Source organism: Brevundimonas sp. GW821-FHT12C05 (assembly GCF_058807475.1).
On the sequence record NZ_JBXAQS010000001.1, the window covers coordinates 1,297,317 to 1,315,280 of the forward strand.

The 17,964-nt window shown below is 69.3% G+C and carries 23 protein-coding genes; 9 read left to right on the top strand and 14 right to left on the bottom strand.

Going from position 1 to position 17,964, the window contains the following annotated elements; translation table 11 throughout:
* Nucleotide 1: 1 nt before the first annotated feature.
* From AC1RRF_RS06100 to AC1RRF_RS06125, 6 genes are read right to left on the bottom strand one after another with little or no spacing between them, the layout of a single operon-like run.
* On the bottom strand, nt 2–487 hold the full coding sequence (locus AC1RRF_RS06100; protein ID WP_492833559.1) for an SRPBCC family protein: 486 nt from the start codon (nt 485–487) through the stop codon (nt 2–4).
* A 10-nt stretch (nt 488–497) separates the two neighbouring features.
* On the bottom strand, nt 498–890 hold the full coding sequence (locus tag AC1RRF_RS06105; protein ID WP_492833560.1) for a DoxX family protein: 393 nt from the start codon (nt 888–890) through the stop codon (nt 498–500).
* A gap of 55 nt (nt 891–945) precedes the next feature.
* On the bottom strand, nt 946–1,389 hold the full coding sequence (locus AC1RRF_RS06110; protein WP_492833561.1) for a VOC family protein: 444 nt from the start codon (nt 1,387–1,389) through the stop codon (nt 946–948).
* Nucleotides 1,390–1,416: 27 nt separating this feature from the next.
* Entirely contained in the window at nt 1,417–1,893 is a 477-nt protein-coding gene (locus AC1RRF_RS06115; RefSeq protein ID WP_492833562.1) for an SRPBCC family protein, read from the bottom strand.
* A 22-nt stretch (nt 1,894–1,915) separates the two neighbouring features.
* Complete coding sequence (locus tag AC1RRF_RS06120) at nt 1,916–2,419, bottom strand: SRPBCC family protein (RefSeq protein WP_492833563.1); 504 nt, start codon at nt 2,417–2,419, stop codon at nt 1,916–1,918.
* Nucleotides 2,403–2,753 (bottom strand): ArsR/SmtB family transcription factor, encoded by a 351-nt coding sequence (locus AC1RRF_RS06125; RefSeq protein ID WP_492833564.1) that lies wholly within the window; start codon nt 2,751–2,753, stop codon nt 2,403–2,405. The genes AC1RRF_RS06120 and AC1RRF_RS06125 overlap by 17 nt, the downstream gene beginning before the upstream one ends.
* A gap of 113 nt (nt 2,754–2,866) precedes the next feature.
* Here AC1RRF_RS06125 and AC1RRF_RS06130 point away from each other — a divergent pair, with 113 nt between their 5' ends.
* Together AC1RRF_RS06130 and recO are read left to right on the top strand one after the other, a co-directional pair.
* Nucleotides 2,867–3,349, top strand: coding sequence for a nuclear transport factor 2 family protein (locus AC1RRF_RS06130; protein WP_492833565.1), 483 nt, complete (start codon nt 2,867–2,869; stop codon nt 3,347–3,349).
* Nucleotides 3,350–3,389: 40 nt separating this feature from the next.
* The gene (gene recO, locus AC1RRF_RS06135; RefSeq protein WP_492833566.1) at nt 3,390–4,121 is read left to right on the top strand and encodes a DNA repair protein RecO; all 732 of its coding nucleotides are present in this window, start codon (nt 3,390–3,392) and stop codon (nt 4,119–4,121) included.
* On the opposite strand, the gene AC1RRF_RS06140 is transcribed toward recO, so the two are convergent.
* Entirely contained in the window at nt 4,118–5,182 is a 1,065-nt protein-coding gene (locus AC1RRF_RS06140) for an NAD(P)H-dependent flavin oxidoreductase (protein ID WP_492833567.1), read from the bottom strand. The genes recO and AC1RRF_RS06140 overlap by 4 nt on opposite strands.
* A 98-nt stretch (nt 5,183–5,280) precedes the next feature.
* Here AC1RRF_RS06140 and parC point away from each other — a divergent pair, with 98 nt between their 5' ends.
* The 5 genes from parC (at nt 5,281) to AC1RRF_RS06165 (ending at nt 9,858) form a co-directional block, all read left to right on the top strand.
* Nucleotides 5,281–7,482, top strand: coding sequence for a DNA topoisomerase IV subunit A (gene parC / locus AC1RRF_RS06145; protein WP_492833568.1), 2,202 nt, complete (start codon nt 5,281–5,283; stop codon nt 7,480–7,482).
* Nucleotides 7,479–7,847 carry a putative immunity protein gene (locus AC1RRF_RS06150; protein WP_492833569.1) on the top strand — a complete coding sequence of 123 codons (369 nt, stop codon included), beginning with the start codon at nt 7,479–7,481 and terminating at the stop codon, nt 7,845–7,847. Before parC ends, AC1RRF_RS06150 begins: the two co-directional genes overlap by 4 nt.
* Nucleotides 7,848–7,937: 90 nt before the next feature.
* Nucleotides 7,938–8,507: a LemA family protein gene (locus AC1RRF_RS06155; RefSeq protein WP_492833570.1), complete on the top strand. Its 570-nt coding sequence runs from the start codon at nt 7,938–7,940 to the stop codon at nt 8,505–8,507.
* A 9-nt stretch (nt 8,508–8,516) separates the two neighbouring features.
* On the top strand, nt 8,517–9,551 hold the full coding sequence (locus AC1RRF_RS06160; RefSeq protein WP_492833571.1) for a M48 family metallopeptidase: 1,035 nt from the start codon (nt 8,517–8,519) through the stop codon (nt 9,549–9,551).
* Nucleotides 9,552–9,564: 13 nt separating this feature from the next.
* Nucleotides 9,565–9,858, top strand: a complete 294-nt coding sequence (locus AC1RRF_RS06165; protein ID WP_492833572.1) for a DUF6958 family protein — start codon at nt 9,565–9,567, stop codon at nt 9,856–9,858.
* Here the strand turns inward: AC1RRF_RS06165 and AC1RRF_RS06170 are convergent.
* Nucleotides 9,815–10,600 carry an arginyltransferase gene (locus AC1RRF_RS06170; RefSeq protein ID WP_492833573.1) on the bottom strand — a complete coding sequence of 262 codons (786 nt, stop codon included), beginning with the start codon at nt 10,598–10,600 and terminating at the stop codon, nt 9,815–9,817. The genes AC1RRF_RS06165 and AC1RRF_RS06170 overlap by 44 nt on opposite strands.
* A gap of 127 nt (nt 10,601–10,727) precedes the next feature.
* Nucleotides 10,728–11,630: a flagellar motor protein MotB gene (locus tag AC1RRF_RS06175; RefSeq protein ID WP_492833574.1), complete on the bottom strand. Its 903-nt coding sequence runs from the start codon at nt 11,628–11,630 to the stop codon at nt 10,728–10,730.
* Between the two features lie 127 nt (nt 11,631–11,757).
* On the opposite strand from AC1RRF_RS06175, the gene AC1RRF_RS06180 reads away from it, so the two are divergent.
* Nucleotides 11,758–12,261 (top strand): flavin reductase family protein, encoded by a 504-nt coding sequence (locus AC1RRF_RS06180; protein ID WP_492833575.1) that lies wholly within the window; start codon nt 11,758–11,760, stop codon nt 12,259–12,261.
* Nucleotides 12,258–13,130 carry an NAD(P)-dependent oxidoreductase gene (locus tag AC1RRF_RS06185; protein ID WP_492833576.1) on the top strand — a complete coding sequence of 291 codons (873 nt, stop codon included), beginning with the start codon at nt 12,258–12,260 and terminating at the stop codon, nt 13,128–13,130. The genes AC1RRF_RS06180 and AC1RRF_RS06185 overlap by 4 nt, the downstream gene beginning before the upstream one ends.
* Here the strand turns inward: AC1RRF_RS06185 and virB11 are convergent.
* The 5 genes from virB11 to AC1RRF_RS06210 are packed head-to-tail and all read right to left on the bottom strand — an operon-like array spanning nt 13,127 to nt 17,964.
* Entirely contained in the window at nt 13,127–14,152 is a 1,026-nt protein-coding gene (gene virB11 / locus AC1RRF_RS06190; protein ID WP_492833577.1) for a P-type DNA transfer ATPase VirB11, read from the bottom strand. The two genes, AC1RRF_RS06185 and virB11, sit on opposite strands and share 4 nt — an antisense overlap.
* Entirely contained in the window at nt 14,149–15,213 is a 1,065-nt protein-coding gene (locus AC1RRF_RS06195) for a TrbI/VirB10 family protein (protein WP_492833578.1), read from the bottom strand. The genes virB11 and AC1RRF_RS06195 overlap by 4 nt, the downstream gene beginning before the upstream one ends.
* 41 nt (nt 15,214–15,254) lie before the next feature.
* Complete coding sequence (locus AC1RRF_RS06200) at nt 15,255–15,986, bottom strand: TrbG/VirB9 family P-type conjugative transfer protein (protein ID WP_492833579.1); 732 nt, start codon at nt 15,984–15,986, stop codon at nt 15,255–15,257.
* Nucleotides 15,986–16,747, bottom strand: coding sequence for a VirB8 family type IV secretion system protein (locus AC1RRF_RS06205; protein ID WP_492833580.1), 762 nt, complete (start codon nt 16,745–16,747; stop codon nt 15,986–15,988). Before AC1RRF_RS06205 ends, AC1RRF_RS06200 begins: the two co-directional genes overlap by 1 nt.
* The gene (locus AC1RRF_RS06210) at nt 16,744–17,964 is read right to left on the bottom strand and encodes a type IV secretion system protein (RefSeq protein ID WP_492833581.1); all 1,221 of its coding nucleotides are present in this window, start codon (nt 17,962–17,964) and stop codon (nt 16,744–16,746) included. The genes AC1RRF_RS06205 and AC1RRF_RS06210 overlap by 4 nt, the downstream gene beginning before the upstream one ends.

Genomic DNA, 17,964 nt, shown 5'->3' on the forward strand with positions numbered 1-17,964 from the left:
CTCAGACCTCTCCGAGCGCGCGGATGTGGCGTTCCAGCTTGTTCAGGCTCTGGGTCCAACCGGCCTCCATGCCGCTCAGCGGACCGATCGCATCGGCCTTCGCCTCCAGCACGACGGCGTCGAACCGCATCCGCGTCCGGTCGCCGTCTTCCTCGAAGCGAACGGTCTGTTCGACCTCGAACCAGGGGCCGCCGCCGGCGTCATTCACCCAGGTCCGCATCACCAGCCGCTCAGGTTCGTCGAGTGAGATGAAGCGGCCATCGAATGGATAGTCGGCTCCATCCGGCGCCCGCATGACCATGTGGATCGCGCCGCCGGGCCGGACGTCCATCTTCACCACCGGCGTGGTGAAGTGTTCAGGCGCCCACCAGACGGCCACGTGGGCCGGGTCGGTCCACATCTTCCACACCAGGGCGCGGGGCGCGTCGAAGGTGCGCACGATGTTGAGGCGGGTCAGGGCTTCGGGAATGGTCGCAGCGACGGGCATCGGGCTCTCCTCAGGCGGCGCGGCGGAAGGGGAAGAGGGCGCGCAGGGAGGCGTCGCGCAGCCACAGCCCGCCCCACATGACCAGGCCCAGATAGAGGCTGAACAGCTGATGGCTGAAGAGCGGGGCGCCGGCGCGGATCTGCGTCGCCATGGCTCCGCCCAGCAGCCCCATGAACAGCACCGCCCCCAGCACGCTGGTGCGCGGGATCAGATACAGGACCAGGCAGGCCAGCTCGACCAGGCCGATAGCGAAGGCATAGCCGTGCGGCCAGCCCAGCTGGGCCATGGTCTCCTCGGCCACCGGCATGCCGCTGAGCTTGGGGAAGACCGAGGCGCCGAGGATGAACAGGGCGAACAGTCCGGTCAGCACGCGACCGGTCCAGACCATGGGGGTGGCCTTCATGGGAATCTCCGAAAATGGGGGAGGGGGCGGCGCTGTACGGCCGCCCCCAAAGTCATCAGCCCTGGGCGGGCTTCCAGTCAGGCGACGGAATGGTGTTGACCATCCACGGCACGCCGAACTTGTCGATGAAGTTGCCGTAGCCCGGCGACCAGAAGGTCTCGGAAAAGTCCATGATCACATTGCCGCCTTCGGACAGGGCGTCGAACCAACGACGGGCCTCAGCCCCGTCCTGGGTGTGCAAGGTGACGTCGAAGCCGTTCTTGGGCTTGTCGATATTGGGCGCCCAGTCGACGTCCATGTCCGCGCCCATGATCGCCTGATCGCCCACCTGCAGCCAGGCGTGCATCAGCCAATCCTTGTACTGCGGGCCGACGGGCATGTCGGGCGGGCCTTCGCCGTAGGGGAAGGCGGCGGTGATCTCGCCGCCTAGGACCTTGGCGTAGAATTCGAACGCTTCCTTGCATTGGCCCCGGAAGCTGAGGCTGGTCACGATCTGCATGGTCGTCTCCTCGGTTTTGTGGACCCTTCAGGTCTTGTTGGCGGCCAGCCAGCCCTCCAGCCGGTCCGCGGTGCTGTTCCAGCCGTACTTGTGACCGGTCAGGCTCTGTTCGGACTTCAGTCCCTCATGGGTGAAATCCATACGCGTCTGGCCGTCTTCGGTTTCGGTCAGGACCAGGGTCACCAGCGTCTCCACCGGCGGACCGTCCTCGTGGGACTCGTCCCATTTGAAGGTGAAGACCAGCCGCTCGGGCGGGACGATCTCGCGATAGACCCCGCCCTGCCAAAGATCCTGGCCGGTGTCGGGCGAGCGCAGGCAGGCGCGCCATTCGCCGCCGACTCGCAGGTCCTGCTTGACGCTGACCGCCGGCCATTCGACCGGCCCCAGCCACATGACCATCGCCTCGGGATTGGTCCACGCCCGCCAGACCAGGGGCCGCGGCGCGTCGAAGACACGCTGCATGTTAAGGGTCGGGCGTTGGACGAGGTCTTCAGCGAGGGTCATGCGGGGCGCTCGGCGAGGCGAATCAGTGGGTCTTCAGCAGTTCGGCCAGCTGGTCGGCGCAGGTCCCCCAGCCTTCATGGAAGCCCATGGCCTCATGCTGCTTCATGGTCTCGGCGTTCCAGTGACGGGCCGTGGCCACGTATTCCGTCTTGCCGTCCGCCGTCGGCGTCAGCTCGACGGTGGCCACCATGAACGGCTGGCCGGCCGGTTTCCAGTCCGGCGTCAGGGCGTCGGTCGTGATCCAGCGCTTGCCCGGCTCGACGTGCAGGAAGATGCCGCTGTTGGGCATGGTCTCGCCGTCGGGGCCGTGCATGACGAAGTTGAACACGCCGCCGGGACGCGGATCGATCTGGACGTCCGACAGGGTCCATGGGCGTGGCACGAACCACTGCTGCAGGATTTCCGGGGTCATCCACGCCTTCCAGATCTGCTCGGGCGTCGCATCGATGGTCCGGCGCAGGGTCAGCGAGTGTTCGTGCGCCACGCCGTCGGTGTTGCAGGGATTGATGTCAGTTTCTTGGGCCATTGGTGGGGTCTCCTTTCTGGATTTTCTTCAGGTAGGCATCGAGGCGGTTGAAGCTGGCGTCCCAGTACCGGCGGTAATGTTCCAGCCAGTCTGCGACGCTCTTCAGCGCCATGGGTTCGAGGCGGGCAGGGCGCCATTGCGCCTCCTTGCCCCGACTGATCAGCCCGGCCTTCTCCAGCACCTTCAGGTGTTTCGACACCGCCGGAAGGCTCATGTCGAACGGCTCGGCCAGTTGGTTGACGCTGGCTTCGCCCTCGGTCAGCCGCGCCAGGATGGCCCGACGGGTCGGGTCGGCCAGGGCGGCGAACTTGGCGGAGAGGGGATCGGTTTCCATCGGGGCGCTTCGTATCTAACTGATAGGTTAAATGCTCCTCAGTGGGATCGTTGTCAACCATTCGGTTAAATTAAAAATCCGACCTACCAATGGGAACCCGCACGGAGCCCGCCATGACGCCCTTGATCGCCGCCCTGATGCTCGTCGCCGCGCCGCCGCAAGCCGCCCCCTCGCCGGCGCCGTCCGCGGAAGCCGAGATCGGGCATGTGCTGGACCGGCTGAACGTCGCCTCGACCGCGGCGGATACGGCCGTCTATTTCGACCTGTTCACCCCGGACGCCCGCTTCATCGGCACCGATGCGACCGAACGCTGGTCGCTGCCGGAGTTCCGCGCCTATGTGGAGCCCTACTTCGCCCGAGGTCAGGGCTGGACTTACACGCCGCGGAGTCGCGTCATCACCATCGCCCCCATCGACTGCCGCTGCGTCGCCTGGTTCGACGAGGTGCTGGACAACGACAGCTATGGCGTGACGCACGGCTCGGGCGTGTTGCGCCTGACCGACGACGGCTGGAAGATCGAGCAGTACGTCCTCAGCTTCACCGTGCCGAACGATCGCGCGCGCGCCGTGGTCGAGGCGGTTCGAGCCACCGACTGACGGCGCTTGTTCCCCAGACGTTCTCCGGGCTAGGTGGGGCATGGACTCCACCGAAGACGCCTTCGTCCTCTCCGCCCGCGCCCATGGCGACACCGGGGTGGTGGTCGACCTGCTGACCGAGGGGCAGGGGCGGCGCGCCGCCTATGTCGCCGGCGGAGCCTCGCGGCGGATGAAGCCCTTCCTGCAGCCGGGCGCCCGGGTCGTCGCGGAGCTGCGCGCCCGGACCTCGGATCATCTGGGCTCGGCGCGGCTGGAGCCGGTGGGCGAGGGACCCAGCGCCCTGTTCGACGACCCGCTGGCATTGACGGGCCTGGCCGCCGCCGCTGCGGTGGCGCAAGGCGCGCTGCCGGAACGCGAGCCGCACCCCGGCGCCTTCCTCGCCTTCGAGGCCCTGATGTCGGCCTTCGCCATCCCCGACGTCTGGCCGGCGATCTTCGTGCGCTTCGAGGCGGGGCTGCTTGAGGATCTGGGCTTTGGCCTCGACCTCAGCCGCTGCGCCGTGACCGGCGGCATGGACGACCTGATCTGGGTCAGCCCACGCACCGGCCGCGCCGTCAGCCGCGAGGCGGGCGCGCCCTACGCCGACAAGCTGCTGAAACTGCCGCCCTTCATGCTGGGAGCCCAAGCCGGACTGGGCGAAGGCGATATCGGGGCCGGCTTCGATCTGACCGGCCATTTCCTCGAACAGTTCGTTTTCCACCCCATGGACCGGCCCCTGCCGCCCGCGCGGGTGTGGATGATCGACAAGCTGCGCGAGGCGGGGCGGCTCTAGCGGCCGAGACCCGCGATCGCCGCCTCGAGTTCTGTAGCCAGGATCTGCAGCAACTCGCCGGCAGGCATCGAACGGCTCATCGGCGCGCCCTGACCCGCCCAGTTGGGCATATAGCCTGTGTCGCCTGCCGCCGTGGCGGCGGCGTTCAGCGCCTTGCCGATGTCATAGGCGAACGGATAGGGCGCGACCGCGCTTTCGTCGGCCCGGCGCATGAAGGCGTTCTCCAGCCCGCGCGCCGGCCGGCCGGAGATGACTGCGCTGACCTGGGTACGTTCCGCATCCGGCCCCGCCAACGCCGCGCGATAGGCAGGCCCGGCCGCGCTTTCCGGACAGGCGACGAAGGCGGTGCCCAGCTGAGCCCCCGCCGCGCCGAGCGCCAAGGCCGCCGCGACGCCCGCGCCGTCCATGATCCCGCCCGCGGCGATGACAGGAACGGCGAGCTGCGTCGCCAGCAGGCGGGTCAGCGGCAGGGCGGCATGGCGGGGATCATCCGACGGATCGAAGACGCCGCGATGGCCGCCGGCCTCGACGCCCTGTGCCACCACCATGTCGATGCCCGCCGCGGCGGCCCGGCGGCCCTCCTCCGGCGAGGTGGCGGTGGCCAGCAGCACCGCACCGGCGGCCTTCAGCGCGGCGATGCGCGCGCCGTCCGGCAGGCCGAAGTGGAAGCTGACCACCGCGGGCCGCTCCTCCAGCAGCATGGCCAGCATGGCGTCGTCGACGCGGAAGCTACGGTAGATGTTCCGGAGGCCGGCAGGCGGAACAGCGCCGAAATCCGCGAACAGCGGCCGCAGGCTATCGATCCAGGCGGCGTTGCGCGCCTCATCCGCCGGCGCAGGATCGTGGCAGAACAGATTGACGTTGAACGCACCGTCGGTGAGCGCCCGCACAGCCCCGATCTGCCGCCGCGCCTCGTCGGCGTCGATGGAGCCCAGCGCGATCGAGCCCAGCCCTCCGGCGTTGGACACCGCGGCCGCCATCTCCGGCGTCGAGGTCCCGGCCATGGGCGCCTGGATGATCGGACGGCGCAGGTTCAGGCGGCGGGTGAGGGCGGTCTGCACAGTGAAACTCCCTTTGATCCCCAGATAGGCCGTCTGATCCCGCCCGCCAGCCCACGGCTGCGCTAGACTTATGGGTTCAGATTGCCGATTCGGACCCCATGACCGTTCACACCCCGCCGCCGGAAGGCGGTCGCATCGTCGATGAGCCGATGAGCGAGGCGCTGTCCAAGCGCTATCTCGCCTACGCCCTGTCGACCATCACCAACCGGGCCCTCCCGGACGTTCGCGACGGCTTCAAGCCGGTGCACCGGCGCATCATGTACGCCATGCACCAGATGCGCCTGAACCCGCAGGCGGCGGCGCGGAAGTGCGCCAAGGTCGTCGGCGAGGTGATGGGCACCTATCACCCGCACGGCGACGCCTCGATCTATGACGCCCTGGTGCGCCTGGCCCAGGACTTCGCCCAGCGCTATCCGCTGGTCGACGGCCAGGGCAATTTCGGCAACATCGACGGCGATAACGCCGCGGCCATGCGCTACACCGAGTGCAAGCTGACCGCCGCCGCCGTGCTGCTGATGGAGGGCATCGACCAGGACTCGGTCGACTTCCGCCCCACCTACGACGACCAGGACGAAGAGCCGGTCGTCCTGCCCGCCGGCTTCCCCAACCTGCTGGCCAACGGCTCGTCGGGCATCGCCGTCGGCATGGCCACCTCGATCCCGCCGCACAACGTCGGCGAACTGATCGACGCCTGCCACCTGCTGCTGGAGCGGCCGGACGCGACGACCGAGGAACTGGTGCAGATCGTGCCCGGGCCCGACTTCCCGACCGGCGGCGTGGCGGTCGAAGGCCACGCCTCCATCCTGGACGCCTATGAGACCGGGCGAGGCGGCGTTCGCCTGCGCGCCCGCTGGGAGACCGAGGATCTGGGCCGCGGCGTCTGGCGCATCGTCGTCACCGAGATGCCCTATCAGGTGCAGAAGTCCAAGCTGATCGCCGACCTCGCCGACCTGATCGAGAACAAGAAGGCCCCGCTGCTGGCCGATGTGCGCGACGAGTCGGCGGAGGACATTCGCCTCATCATCGAGCCGAAGTCCCGGACAGTAGAGCCTGAAGTTCTTATGGAAAGCCTGTTCAAGCTTTCCGATTTGGAGGTTCGCTTCCCGATCAACATGAACGTGCTGGACGCCACCAACACCCCGCGCGTGATGGGTCTGAAAGCCTGCCTGCAGGCCTTCCTGGATCACCGCCGCGAAGTGCTGGTCCGCCGCGCCCAATGGCGCATCGAGCGCGTCGAGAAGCGACTACACCTGTTGGAAGGCCTGAGGATCGTCTTCCTCAACCTCGACGAGGTCATCCGCATCGTCCGCGAGGAGGAGCAACCCAAGGCCGTCCTGATCGCGCGCTTCGGCCTGTCCGAGATGCAGGCCGACTACATCCTCGACACCCGCCTGCGCCAGCTGGCGCGGATCGAGGAAATGGCGATCGAGAATGAATACAAGGAACTGGCGGACGAACTTGCCAACCTGCAGTCGCTGTCGTCTTCGCCGGCGAAGCAGTGGAAGCAGGTCGGCAAGGACCTGGAGGCCGTGCGCAAGGCGCTGATCTCACCGCGCCGCACCACCATCGCCGAAGCCGTCGACAGCTCGGCCTTCGCGCCGGTCGAGGCCTTCATTCCGCGCGAGGCGATCACCGTCATCCTGTCGGAACGCGGCTGGATCCGCGCCGCCAAGGGCAAGGTGGATGATCCGTCGGAGCTGAAGTTCAAGGAGGGCGACAGCCTCGCCTTCCTGGTGCCGTCGTACACGACCGACAAGCTGCTGGTCGCCGCCTCGGACGGCCGCATCTTCACGGTCGGCGCCGACAAGCTGGCGTCAGGGCGCGGCCATGGCGAGCCGCTGCGCCTGATGATCGAACTGGATGAGAAAGCCGAGATCATCAACCTGCTGGCCCACCAGCCGGGCGGCAAGCTGCTGATCGCGTCCAAGGCCGGCTACGGCTTCGTGGCCCCCGAGGACGAACTGCTGGCCCAGAAGCGCGGCGGCAAGCAGGTGCTGAACGGCGACCTGCTGGCGGCCCTGCGCGTCACCGGCGACCACGTCGCCACCATCGGCGAGAACATCAAGGCCCTGATCTTCCCCGTCGCCGAACTGCCCGAGATGGGCCGCGGCAAGGGGGTGAAGCTGCAAAGCTTCAAGCAGGGCGGCCTTGTGGACGTCACCACCTTCAACGCCGAACAGGGACCGGAATGGGCCGACGGCGGCGGCCGCCGCCGCAACTGGCCCGACTGGAAGGACTGGCTGGGCAAGCGCGCCCAGGCGGGCCGTCAGGGGCCGCGGGGCATGCGCAAGTTCCGGTGACGATCGGGGCGCCGGTCCAGCGGGAGACCCCCGCCCATCGCGCCCTGGCCCTCGAGGCCGCCCGCCAGGCCGATTCCGTGCTCGCCCTGTTCGAGCGCGAACATCCCGATGATCGGCGCCCCAGGGCGGCCCTCGAAGCGATCCGCGCCTGGGCCGAAGGGCGTCAGGCGCTGGACCTGGCCGAGGTCCGCCGTCTGTCGCTGGCCTCCCACGCCGCCGCCCGTTCCGCCTCGACCGATGTCGCCCGGTTCGCGGCCCGTGCCGCGGGGCAGGCGGTCGCGACCTGGCACGTCCCGGCCCATGCGGACGCCGTGCCCGGCTATGTCGCCAAGGCCCTCGCCGCGGCGGATGCGACGAAGGCGTGAGCCGATGACGCCGATTTCACTATTCGGCCCTCGGCCTCGGCCTCATACTGTCTGGAAGGGGCCGGAGACCTGGCCCGGTTGGAGAATGCAATGATCACCTGGATCATCATCGGCGTCGTCGTTCTGGTGCTGCTGTTCGTCGTCGTCGGCGGCTACAACAAGCTGGTCGCCCTGGATCAGCGCGCGGACCAGTCGTTCGCCGATATCGACGTGCAATTGAAGCAGCGTCAGGACCTGATCCCGAACCTGGTCGAGACCGTCAAAGGCTACGCCACCCACGAGCGCGGCACCCTGGACGCCGTGACCCAGGCGCGCGCCGCCGCCGCCGGAGCCACCTCGGTCAACGACAAGGTGCAGGCCGAGAACATGCTGACCGGCGCCCTGGGCCGCCTGTTCGCCGTGTCCGAGGCCTATCCGGACCTCAAGGCCAACACCAACTTCCAGCAGCTGTCGGCTGAACTGTCGGACATCGAGAACAAGCTGGCGGCCGCCCGTCGCTTCTTCAACAACGCGGTCAGCGAGTTCAACGCCGTGCGCCGCCAGTTCCCGACCGTCCTGTTCGCCGGCCTGTTCGGCTTCGCTTCGGACAAGCCCTTCTTCGACGTGGGCGAGGGCGACCGCGCCGCCATGAACGCCGCCCCGCCGCAGGTGAAGTTCTAAGAACCGATCATGGGCGCCGTCGGGCTCCAGACCCACATCTGGGCGAACAATACGCGGTCGGTCATCCTGCTGGTGACCTTCCCCATCCTGCTGATCGGCATCATCTACGGCATCCAGCTCATCCTCATGGGGCTGGGTGTCCTGCCGGGCTCCGGCAAGGCGCTGGGCGACGACATGGCCCTGGCCGCCTCCTGGCTGGGGGCGACCATTCCGCTCGCCCTCGTCGTCGCCGCCGTCTGGTTCGCCATTGCCTATTTCGGCAGCCAGACCATGGTCGACATGCTGACCGGCGCGCGAAAGGTCGAACGCAGGACTGAGCCGGAACTCTATAATCTGCTTGAGAATCTGGCGATCTCGCGCGGCCTGCGCACGCCCACGCTGCGGGTCATCGACAACGACAGCCTGAACGCCTTCGCCACCGGCCTGCACGAGGGGCAGTACAGCATCACCGTCACGCGCGGACTGGTGCAGAGCCTGACCCGCGACGAGCTGGAGGCCGTGCTGGCTCACGAGCTGACCCACGTCATCAACAAGGACGTGCGGACCATGGTGATCGCCTCGATCTTCGCGGGGATCATCAGCGTGCTGGCCGAACTGGTCTTCCGGGCCTTGCTCTATTCGGGCGGCGGACGGCGGCGGGAGGACAACAAGAACGCCATGCCGCTGATCCTGATCGGCATCGCCTTCGCCGTGGTGGGCTTCGTCCTGGCCATCGTCATCCGCATGATGTTGTCGCGGACCCGCGAATATGTGGCCGACGCCGGCGCGGTCGAGTTGACCAAGAACCCTGACGCCATGATCTCGGCCCTGCGCAAGGTCGAGGGCCGCTCCAGCCTGAAAGGGCCGGACGAGTTGCAGCAGCTCTTCCTGGACAACCAGCCGGACGGCGTCGGGCTGGAGGGCATGTTCGCCAGCCACCCGCCGATCCAGAAACGCATCGACGCTCTGATCCGGTTCGGAGGAGGGCGCGATCCCGGCCCCTGGGCGGATGAGGAGGCCTATGGCTCATCCTTCTCCGCAAGCACCTCGGTCCCCATCACCTGAACTGGAGCCGTCGATGGCGAAGAGGAAGATCGAGGTCGAGAATTTCACCAGCCCCGGCTCGGTCCAGTCTGTCGACGCCGACAAGTATGAGGCGATGCGGACCGCCTATTTGAAGGTCGTGCCCGCAAGCGAGCCCGGCGCGACGCCGGCGGAGATCCTTTCCGCAATCAAGGGCGACCTGCCGCAGGATCTCTTCCCCGGCGGCGCCACGGCGGGCTGGTGGGCGAAATGCGTCCAGCTGGATCTGGAGGCCAAGGGCGTCATCAGGCGGGGCGATCGTTCCCCGGTTCGCCTGCGGAAGGTTTGACGGCCTCGTCGGTCAGCCGTTCCCAGCCCAGCCGGGTCAGCTGTTCCATCGGCCGGAAGCCGGCCTTGTAGTCCATCTTCTGCGATCCGCGGACCCAGTAGCCGAGGTAGACGTACGGCAGCCTTACGGACGCCGCCTGCCGGATGTGATCCAGGATGGCGAACCGGCCCGGACTGCGGTCCTCCAGCGTCGGATCGAAGAAGCTGTAGACCATCGACAGACCGTCGGAGAGCAGGTCGGTCAGGCAGACCCCTACCAGATCGCCCGGCCCGCCGTCGGAGGAGGGCGTCCGGTATTCGATGACATGGGTGCGCACGGCCGTGTCCTCGACCATGGCCACATAGTCGGCCCAGCCCATGCCGTTCATGCCGCCCTCGGCATGGCGGGCGGCGAGATAGCGGCGCAGCAGGTCGAACTGTTCAGCCGTCGCCTCGGCCTCGACGAGGTCGCGCGACAGGGTCTCATTACGTTTCAGCACCCGACGCTGCGAGCGCGAGAAGGCGAACTCGGCCACCGGCACGCGTACGGAGACACAGGCGTCACAGGTCTCGCAGGCGGGACGGTAGGCGATGTTCTGGCTGCGGCGGAAACCGGCCTGGGTCAGCTCGTCATTGACGTGAGCGCCCTCGCTGAACGGCAGGTTGGCGAACACCTTCCGCTCGGTCTGGCCCGGCAGATAGGGGCACGGCGCGACCGAGGTCATGTAGAAGCGAAGCTGGCGCTGGGGAACGAACCGGGTCACGCGTCTAGGTCCGCATCCAATCCGGTCCGAATTCGGGCGACCTGTCCATAACGGGATTTGGCCCCGTGTTGCAGCGCAGCGCAAGCCCGTTCGCCCGTCACCCGAACCGGTCGTGACGGGCGGGCGGTCACAGGCTGGTGTCCGTGGGCAGGACCGGCGCCTCGCGCAGCAGCACGATGGCGATCCGGCGATTGCCCGCCAAGGTCGGATCGTCGGGGTAGAGCGGATCCGAACCCGCCTTGCCCGAGACCTGGTAGACCCGATCCGGATCGACGCCCGCCGCCTGCAACACCAGCCGCGAGGCGTTGGCCCGCTCGGCCGACAGGGTCCAGTCGTTCGGACCGGTCGCCCGGTTGGACCCCGGCGCGGCCGAGGTGTGGCCGGTGATCGAGATGCGATTGGGCAACTGGTTGATGACCCGGGCGATGGCGCGCAGCAGGACCTGAGCGCGGGCGTTCGGGCGCGAGGAGTTCTGCTCGAACATCGAGCGGCCTTCCTGGTCGACCAGCTGGATACGCAGGCCCTCCGGCGTCTGGTCGATGATCAGCTGTTTCGACAGCTCCGCCAGTTCCGGCATCGACTGCATGGCCTGACGCAGGGATTCGGCGGCCGAGGCGAAGTCGGCGGCCTCGCGGCGGGCGATCTCCTCGCGCAGCTGCGCCTCGCTGGCCCCGGTCAGGTCCGAGCTCTGGCCGGCCTGCTCGGCCTGATCCTGCGGCGCTTCCGGCGCCAGCTGGGTGATGACCGAGTTGGAGCCCGACGATTTGGCCCCGTCATCGCCCAGCGACGTTCCGCCCAGAATGCCGCCCGAGCCCGAGGTCGTCGCCGACACGCTGGCGGGGGCGAAGTACTCGGCGATGCCGCGCTTCTGCTCGGGATCGGTCGTGTTGATCAGCCACATCAGCAGGAAGAAGGCCATCATCGCGGTCACGAAGTCGGCGTAGGCGACTTTCCACGCGCCGCCGTGGTGGCCGCCGTGGCCACCCTTCTTGATCTTCTTGATGAGGATCGGACGATCGCTCATGGACATGGAATACGGGCCTCAACCGGCGAAACTGATCGAGGTTTGAAGCAACAGGGTTAAGGCGACGTTTCCCATACGGCGCCTTGCCCAGACGGCGCTTGTTTTGCCGGGCGCGGCCCCCTAGGTCGGGGGCGTGACGCTTGAACCGCCTCCGGAACACCCGACCGACGAAACCCTGGCCTATCGCCGGGCGCTGGGCGCGTTCGCCACCGGCGTCTGCGTGGTCACCGCCGACAGCCCGCAGGGACCGCTGGGCCTGACCATCAACTCGTTCACCTCGGTGTCGCTGGAGCCGCGCCTGCTGTTGTGGTGCATCGATGAGCGTTCGGAACGCTGGCCGGTGTTCGCCGCCGCCGAGCGATTCGCCGTCCACGTCCTGCCCGCCACCGACCGGGAGACAGCCGCGCGCTTCGCCCGGGGCGTCGCCCTGCTGGAACCCGGCGAGTTCGAGCGCCGCCCGGACGGTCCGCCATGCCTGCCGGAGGCGCTGGCCCGGTTCGAATGCACCGTGCATGACCGCATCCAGATGGGCGACCACATGGTCGTCATCGGCCGGGTCGAGGCCTTTTCCGCCTCGGACGGCGACGCCCTGACGTTCTGGCGCGGCCGCTACGGATCCCTTGGAGCAGACGAATGAAGACCGGTTTCGCAGGCCTGGGCGTCATGGGCGGGCCGATGGCGCGCCATCTGGTCGCCGCGGGGCACACGGTGGCCGGCTACAACCGCTCACCCGACAAGGCGCGGATCTGGGCGGACGCCCACGGCGGGACCTTCGCCGCCACGGTGGCCGAAGCCGCAGCGGGCGCCGAACTGTTCGTGCTGTGCGTCGGCAATGACGACGACGTGCGGCAGGTGGTGACCGAGGCCCTGCCGCATCTGGCCAGAGGCGCGGTCATCGTCGACCACACCACGACTTCGGCCAAGGTGGCCCGCGAGATGTCGGATCTTGCGGCGGGGCAGGGGGCCTTCTTCATCGACGCCCCCGTGTCCGGCGGCCAGGCCGGCGCCGAGAACGGCCAGCTCAGCGTCATGGCCGGCGGTGACTCCGGGGCGCTGTCGCGCGTCGAGCCGGCGCTGATGGCCTATTCGAAGGCGATCAAGCACATGGGGCCGTCCGGCGCGGGCCAGCTGACCAAGATGGTCAACCAGATCTGCATCGCCGGCGTCGTCCAGGGTCTGGCCGAGGCCGTCCATTTCGCCGAGCGCGCGGGCCTGGACACCGACGCCGTCTATGACGCCGTGTCCAAGGGCGCGGCCCAGTCCTGGCAGATGGACAACCGCTGGAAGACCATGGCCAAAGGCGAGTTCGAGTTCGGCTTCGCCGTCGACTGGATGCGCAAGGATCTGGGCCTGGTCCTGGACGAAGCCCGCGCCAACGGCAGCCATCTGGCGCTCACGGCCTTGGTCGATCAATTCTATTCCGAAGTGCAGGCCCTGGGCGGCGCGCGCTGGGACACCTCAAGTCTCGCGGCCCGCCTGCAGGATCGCTCGGGGCGATCGGGCTAGGCGTAAAGAGCGGGGCTCGCGTCGACCGTCGCCGTGCCGTCCGCGAGGCGGATTTCGGAGACGTGCCGCCGCCCGTTCACACGAGCCAGCTGAACGTAGACGTCCACGGTCGAGCGCACATAGTACAGGATATCCTCACGCCTGAGCCGGGCGCCGCCCTGAAGGACGAGCAGCGCGAGCTGTTCGATGGCGCGCTCGGGCGTATCCGCGTGGACCGTGGTCATGGAGCCCGGGTGGCCGGTGTTGACCGCGCGCAGGAAGGTGAAGGCTTCCGGACCGCGAAGCTCGCCCAGCAGAATGCGGTCAGGCCGCATGCGCAGGGAGGCGTTGAGCAGGTCCTCGGCCGTGACCGACGCCTCGCCCAGCGCGCTGCGCGAGGCGATAAGGCCGACCGCGTTGGCATGGCTCATCTGCAGCTCGGGGGTGTCCTCGATGAAGATCAGCCGTTCGTCTTCCGGAATCTCCCGGATGAGGGCGTTGAGGAAGGTCGTCTTGCCGGTCGAGGTGCCGCCGGAGATCAGGATGTTCCGGCGGCTTTTCACGGCGTCCGACAGCAGGCCGGCATGGTCCCCCGCCTCCAGATGCATCTTCAGCCGCGCGTTGATCTCGGCGTCCCGGGATGTCTGGCCGCTGGCGACGGCGTCGAAGGCGCCGGCGGCGGCGTAGTCGGCCAGGCCGAGATCGGCGCTGACGTTGCGGCGGATGGCCAAGGCCACGCCGGCGCGCGCGGCGGGTGGGATCACGATCTGGATCCGCTCGCCGCCCGGCAGGCTGGCGGACAGGATCGGATGCTCGCGATTGACGCCCTGGTGGGAGATCGCGGCGATCTGGCGGGCCAGCCGATCCAGGACCGCATCGGTCAGGCTGGCGGCCCAGTGCTGCTCCAGGCGTCCGCCGAGAGTTTCCGCCCAGATCTCGCCGGGCCGGTTCACGTAGATGTCCGTGACATCCGGGCGGGCGAGCAGCGGCGCCAGGGGCGCGAGATAGCTCGACAGATAAACGCCGGCGGCGGGTCCCGTCATCGCGACCGCGCCGGCGGCAGTTCCAGGTCCTGAGCGATGAAGACCGAGACCCGCTGACCCGGCGGCACATGCAGGGTTGGGCGGATGTCCCGCGACGCGGTCGAGCTGGTCCCGCCCGTGCTGGAGCCGGGCAAGGCCACCACGACGGGACTATCCCCGATGGAGCGGCCGATGGCGGCGCCGCCGACGTTGAGGGTGGTCTGCACCAGCGCCGAGGCGAAGCGTTCGAAGAAATGGTTGTCGACACGGCCCGGGATGCCCGCCCGGCCTTGAGCGTCGGCGGCGGGGGAGGCCAGAGACACGGTGACCCCATCGGGACGGACCAGTCGGGTCCACATGACGAAGGCCCTGTTCTGCCCCGGAGCGAGGTCGGCCTGGTACTCGCCGAACAGCCGGGATCCACGCGGGATCAGGACCGTGCGTCCATCAAACCCGGTCACGTCATTCGAGACGATCGCCCGCACCAGGCCGGGGCGCGTGGAATCCAGCGCCGTCTCCAGCACGGCGGGCACGAGCGTGCCCTGGGCGAGGGTGGAGCCGCGGCGCGACAGCCGACTCGCCGAACCAGGGGCGCCGGCCTCCGGTTGGGCCGGATCGCGGGCGCCGGCGGGGCGGCCGCCGTCAATGACCAGGGCCGCCCCGCCGCCGCGCGACTGCGCCGGGGCGAAGGCCGGCTGCGGGGCGTAGGCGGGCTGCGGCGCATAGGTCATCGGCGGCGGGGGCGGCGGTCGTGGCGTGTAGACCCCCTCGCGCGGCCCGGGGGCTGGCGGCGGAGCTGGGGGCGGCGGGGGCGGGGGCGCGGGCGTAGGCGCGGGCGGCGCCGGCACGAGACTGGGCGGCGCGGGGGCCGGCGGCGGGGGTCCGGGGATGAAAAGCGGGGGCAGGGGCGGCAGGGCGGCTGAAGAGGAGACGCCGGCGGCGCCGAGCGGCGCGGCGGGCGCGCTGGCGGCGCGCCTCTGATCGTCGAGTGCGAGAAACAGCACGACGCCGCCCAGAGCCACGCCGCCGAACAGCAGCGCCAGCGGCAGCTGCCCCCCGGACCGGGCTACGATCGGGCGCATGTCATCGGGGACCGCGTCGGGCCGTTGGGGCTCGCGCGGCGTCATCGGCGGGACCTGTCCAGCCGACGGTCAGCCCGAGCGGTCTGCCCGTCGAGCCGGAACAGAAGCTTGCCGGGGACGGCATGGAGCACGGAGGCGCCGTCCCGAACCTGGACGTCGAGCAGGGTCTCGCGGCCCCGGTCGTCGACGCTGAAGATGGCGGGAATGGCTTGGTCGGGGCGCCATTCGAGATAGGTGCGGCGGCCATCATCGCGGACAGCCGCCGGACGGACGGCGCTGGCGCCGCCGATCCGCCAGCGGCCAGGCGGCGCCGGAGGCGGCGCACCCGCGTCGTCCGGATACTGGAAGCGGATGACGAATGGCGTATCCGGCATCGGCGCGCCCGTCGTCGTGAGCAGGAAGGTATAGACGCGCGCGTCCGTGAGGATCGTCATATTGGTGGGACCGCCGGCGCGAAGCGGCTTGAGGACCAGGGCGTCGCCTCTCTGGTTCAGGGTCGCTTCCCAGCCGTCGCTGTCGCCGATGGCCACGGTATCGACGCCTTCACCGGGGGCGAAGACGACGGTGACCTGGTGGTTCAGGGCGGCGCGCAACGGCACGACCCGGGACGGGTCGTAGGGGATGACCGGCAAGCGGGGATCGGCGGGCTCGGCCGCGGTCGCCGGGACCGGCGGGCGGACGGCGGTCTGCGCTGAGGCCGGTGCAGCGACAGCCAGCATCGGGACGATCAGGGCGATCAGGAGATGGACTGACGGCGGGAGGGCGGAGCGCATCATTGGGGGGCGTCTTCCGCGGCGGAACCGGCGTCCAGCGGAGCGGCCTCGATGGGCGCCGACTCCGCGGAAAGCGCGGGCTCCGGTGCCTCGGCGTCCCGGCGATAGGAGATCACCTGGAAACCCAAGGGATTGAGGTAGCGGTCCTCGACCGCCATCGGCTCTCCGGAGAAACGATACCGGACGACCGTGACCCACGGCATCGGCGGCTGCGCGGTCCCGCCGGAGTCCCGGCGCACGGTCTCGAAGCGCACCAGGGCGGATTGTCCATCGAGCGGAGAGACGCTCTTGACTCGGGTCTGGATCACCGTGGCGTCCGGATAGCGCGTCAGCGGGCTGTCCAGGTTGGAGGGCTGCATGAGGGCGAGGTAGTCCGCGCGCGCCTGCTCGGCCGACCACAGGCCCACCCGGCGATAGTCCGTCTGGAGGGTGGCGCGGTCATACCCCTCGCGCGCGAGCACATACTGGGCCAGCATCGACTGAATCAGGGCCTGGTCCGGCGTGATCTGGTCGGCGGCCAGCGGCGCGAGAGCCTCGACGTAGCCCGTCGTGCGGTCGACGAGGAGGGTATAGGGCTCCACCGTCTTCAGGGGCGTCAGCGCGAGCAGGGCCAGGCCTTCGACCACGGCGACGGTCGCGGCGGCGCCGGCGACGATCCAGGCGGTGCGTCGGGACTTGCGAAGCTGGGCGGACTGATCGGCGGCCCAGCTGCCGGCTTCCCGGTAGTAGGCGGTCAGGGCCTCTCGACTGGGCTTCTTCATGAGCGGCTATCCCGATAGGCGGCGGCGAGCGATTGTCTGGGTTTGGCCCGGCGGACGCCAGCGCCCGCTGGAGCGACCGCCGAGGTTTCCGTTGATCGGTCGCCGCGCGGCGGCGGCGCGGCGGCGTCCGCCCGCGCGGGACCGGCCTCCCGTCGCTGCGCGGCCATCAAGCTGTCGGCGATAGCGGCCGCGCGCGGGGCCGGTCGCTCGGCGCCCCGCGGAGTTGCAGTCGGCGAAGCAGCGGCGGCGGGTGGGACATCGGGCGCGCGGTGCGGCCCGTGAAAAACGTCGGACGTCGTGTCCGGCATCCGCACAGCCGGCCAGGCCGGCAGGTGCACGGTGAAAGCGAGCCAGAGCAGAATGAACAGGCTGCCGAACAGGCACAGGCTGAAAGCCCCGCACAGCACGAGCAGCTCCACGGGGGCGGAGGCGGCCAGGGCGCCGCTCGACCGGAGCTGCAGGACCTGGGCCAGCCAGGGCTCGAGCAAGGCGAGCTCGACGCCCAGAATGACGGCGGTGATCACCGAGCCGAGAACGCAGAAAGCCAGGGTTCTGGCCCAGCCCGCGACAAGGGCGCGCGCCGGAGGCAACAGCAGAAGGCCCGCGAACAGCGGGGTGAGCGCCAGGAGGGTTCCCGCGGTGAGGCGGACGATGGAGACGGCGGAGATGATCCCCCCCAGGAAGATCACCCGCGCCCAGCCAAAGGCCGGATCGTCACTGACCGGAAACCGGCGCGGCGCGCCGCCCGGTTCGCTCGCGGGCAGGGCGGCGTTCGGCTCCCGGCCGGTGCCGAGGTCGGTGAGGCGAACAATGGCCGCATCGACACGCTGCAGGCGGGCCACGAGATCGCCCTGGGCGCCGGGAAGTCCGACCGGAGCGGCGATGGCCTGGGTCAGTTCCGCCGGACCATCGATCACGACGTCATAAACGAGGGTGCGATAGGCGGACCAGCTCGTCGCCAGCGCCAGCACGACGCCGATGCGAACGACGGCCATGACCAGGCCCGCGCGGGTCGGCGGCCGGCCGAGGGCCATACGCAGACCGATCAGCGCCACGAAGAGAGTCAGCAGGCCGGTGAGAACAACGGCCAGGCCCGAGCCCGGGTCCGACAGCGCCTGATAGCCGGCCGCGCCAAGGCCGCGCGCCTGACAGTCGATATGGCCGAGGAGACTGCCGAGGAAGGCGTCGCCGGAGGCGAGGGCAGGGCAAGCGGCCAT

What these genes read in the sequence shown, in the direction of transcription:
- AC1RRF_RS06165 (WP_492833572.1), top strand. Translation starts at nt 9,565, where the DNA reads ATGGCGAAGAGGAAGATCGAGGTCGAGAATTTCACCAGCCCCGGCTCG.
- AC1RRF_RS06210 (WP_492833581.1), bottom strand. Translation starts at nt 17,964, where the DNA reads ATGGCCGCTTGCCCTGCCCTCGCCTCCGGCGACGCCTTCCTCGGCAGT.
- parC (WP_492833568.1), top strand. Translation starts at nt 5,281, where the DNA reads ATGACCGTTCACACCCCGCCGCCGGAAGGCGGTCGCATCGTCGATGAG.
- AC1RRF_RS06120 (WP_492833563.1), bottom strand. Translation starts at nt 2,419, where the DNA reads ATGGCCCAAGAAACTGACATCAATCCCTGCAACACCGACGGCGTGGCG.
- AC1RRF_RS06195 (WP_492833578.1), bottom strand. Translation starts at nt 15,213, where the DNA reads ATGCGCCCGATCGTAGCCCGGTCCGGGGGGCAGCTGCCGCTGGCGCTG.
- AC1RRF_RS06160 (WP_492833571.1), top strand. Translation starts at nt 8,517, where the DNA reads ATGGGCGCCGTCGGGCTCCAGACCCACATCTGGGCGAACAATACGCGG.
- virB11 (WP_492833577.1), bottom strand. Translation starts at nt 14,152, where the DNA reads ATGACGGGACCCGCCGCCGGCGTTTATCTGTCGAGCTATCTCGCGCCC.
- AC1RRF_RS06205 (WP_492833580.1), bottom strand. Translation starts at nt 16,747, where the DNA reads ATGAAGAAGCCCAGTCGAGAGGCCCTGACCGCCTACTACCGGGAAGCC.
- AC1RRF_RS06125 (WP_492833564.1), bottom strand. Translation starts at nt 2,753, where the DNA reads ATGGAAACCGATCCCCTCTCCGCCAAGTTCGCCGCCCTGGCCGACCCG.
- AC1RRF_RS06175 (WP_492833574.1), bottom strand. Translation starts at nt 11,630, where the DNA reads ATGTCCATGAGCGATCGTCCGATCCTCATCAAGAAGATCAAGAAGGGT.
- AC1RRF_RS06200 (WP_492833579.1), bottom strand. Translation starts at nt 15,986, where the DNA reads ATGCGCTCCGCCCTCCCGCCGTCAGTCCATCTCCTGATCGCCCTGATC.
- AC1RRF_RS06115 (WP_492833562.1), bottom strand. Translation starts at nt 1,893, where the DNA reads ATGACCCTCGCTGAAGACCTCGTCCAACGCCCGACCCTTAACATGCAG.
- AC1RRF_RS06100 (WP_492833559.1), bottom strand. Translation starts at nt 487, where the DNA reads ATGCCCGTCGCTGCGACCATTCCCGAAGCCCTGACCCGCCTCAACATC.
- AC1RRF_RS06105 (WP_492833560.1), bottom strand. Translation starts at nt 890, where the DNA reads ATGAAGGCCACCCCCATGGTCTGGACCGGTCGCGTGCTGACCGGACTG.
- recO (WP_492833566.1), top strand. Translation starts at nt 3,390, where the DNA reads ATGGACTCCACCGAAGACGCCTTCGTCCTCTCCGCCCGCGCCCATGGC.
- AC1RRF_RS06155 (WP_492833570.1), top strand. Translation starts at nt 7,938, where the DNA reads ATGATCACCTGGATCATCATCGGCGTCGTCGTTCTGGTGCTGCTGTTC.
- AC1RRF_RS06130 (WP_492833565.1), top strand. Translation starts at nt 2,867, where the DNA reads ATGACGCCCTTGATCGCCGCCCTGATGCTCGTCGCCGCGCCGCCGCAA.
- AC1RRF_RS06110 (WP_492833561.1), bottom strand. Translation starts at nt 1,389, where the DNA reads ATGCAGATCGTGACCAGCCTCAGCTTCCGGGGCCAATGCAAGGAAGCG.
- AC1RRF_RS06185 (WP_492833576.1), top strand. Translation starts at nt 12,258, where the DNA reads ATGAAGACCGGTTTCGCAGGCCTGGGCGTCATGGGCGGGCCGATGGCG.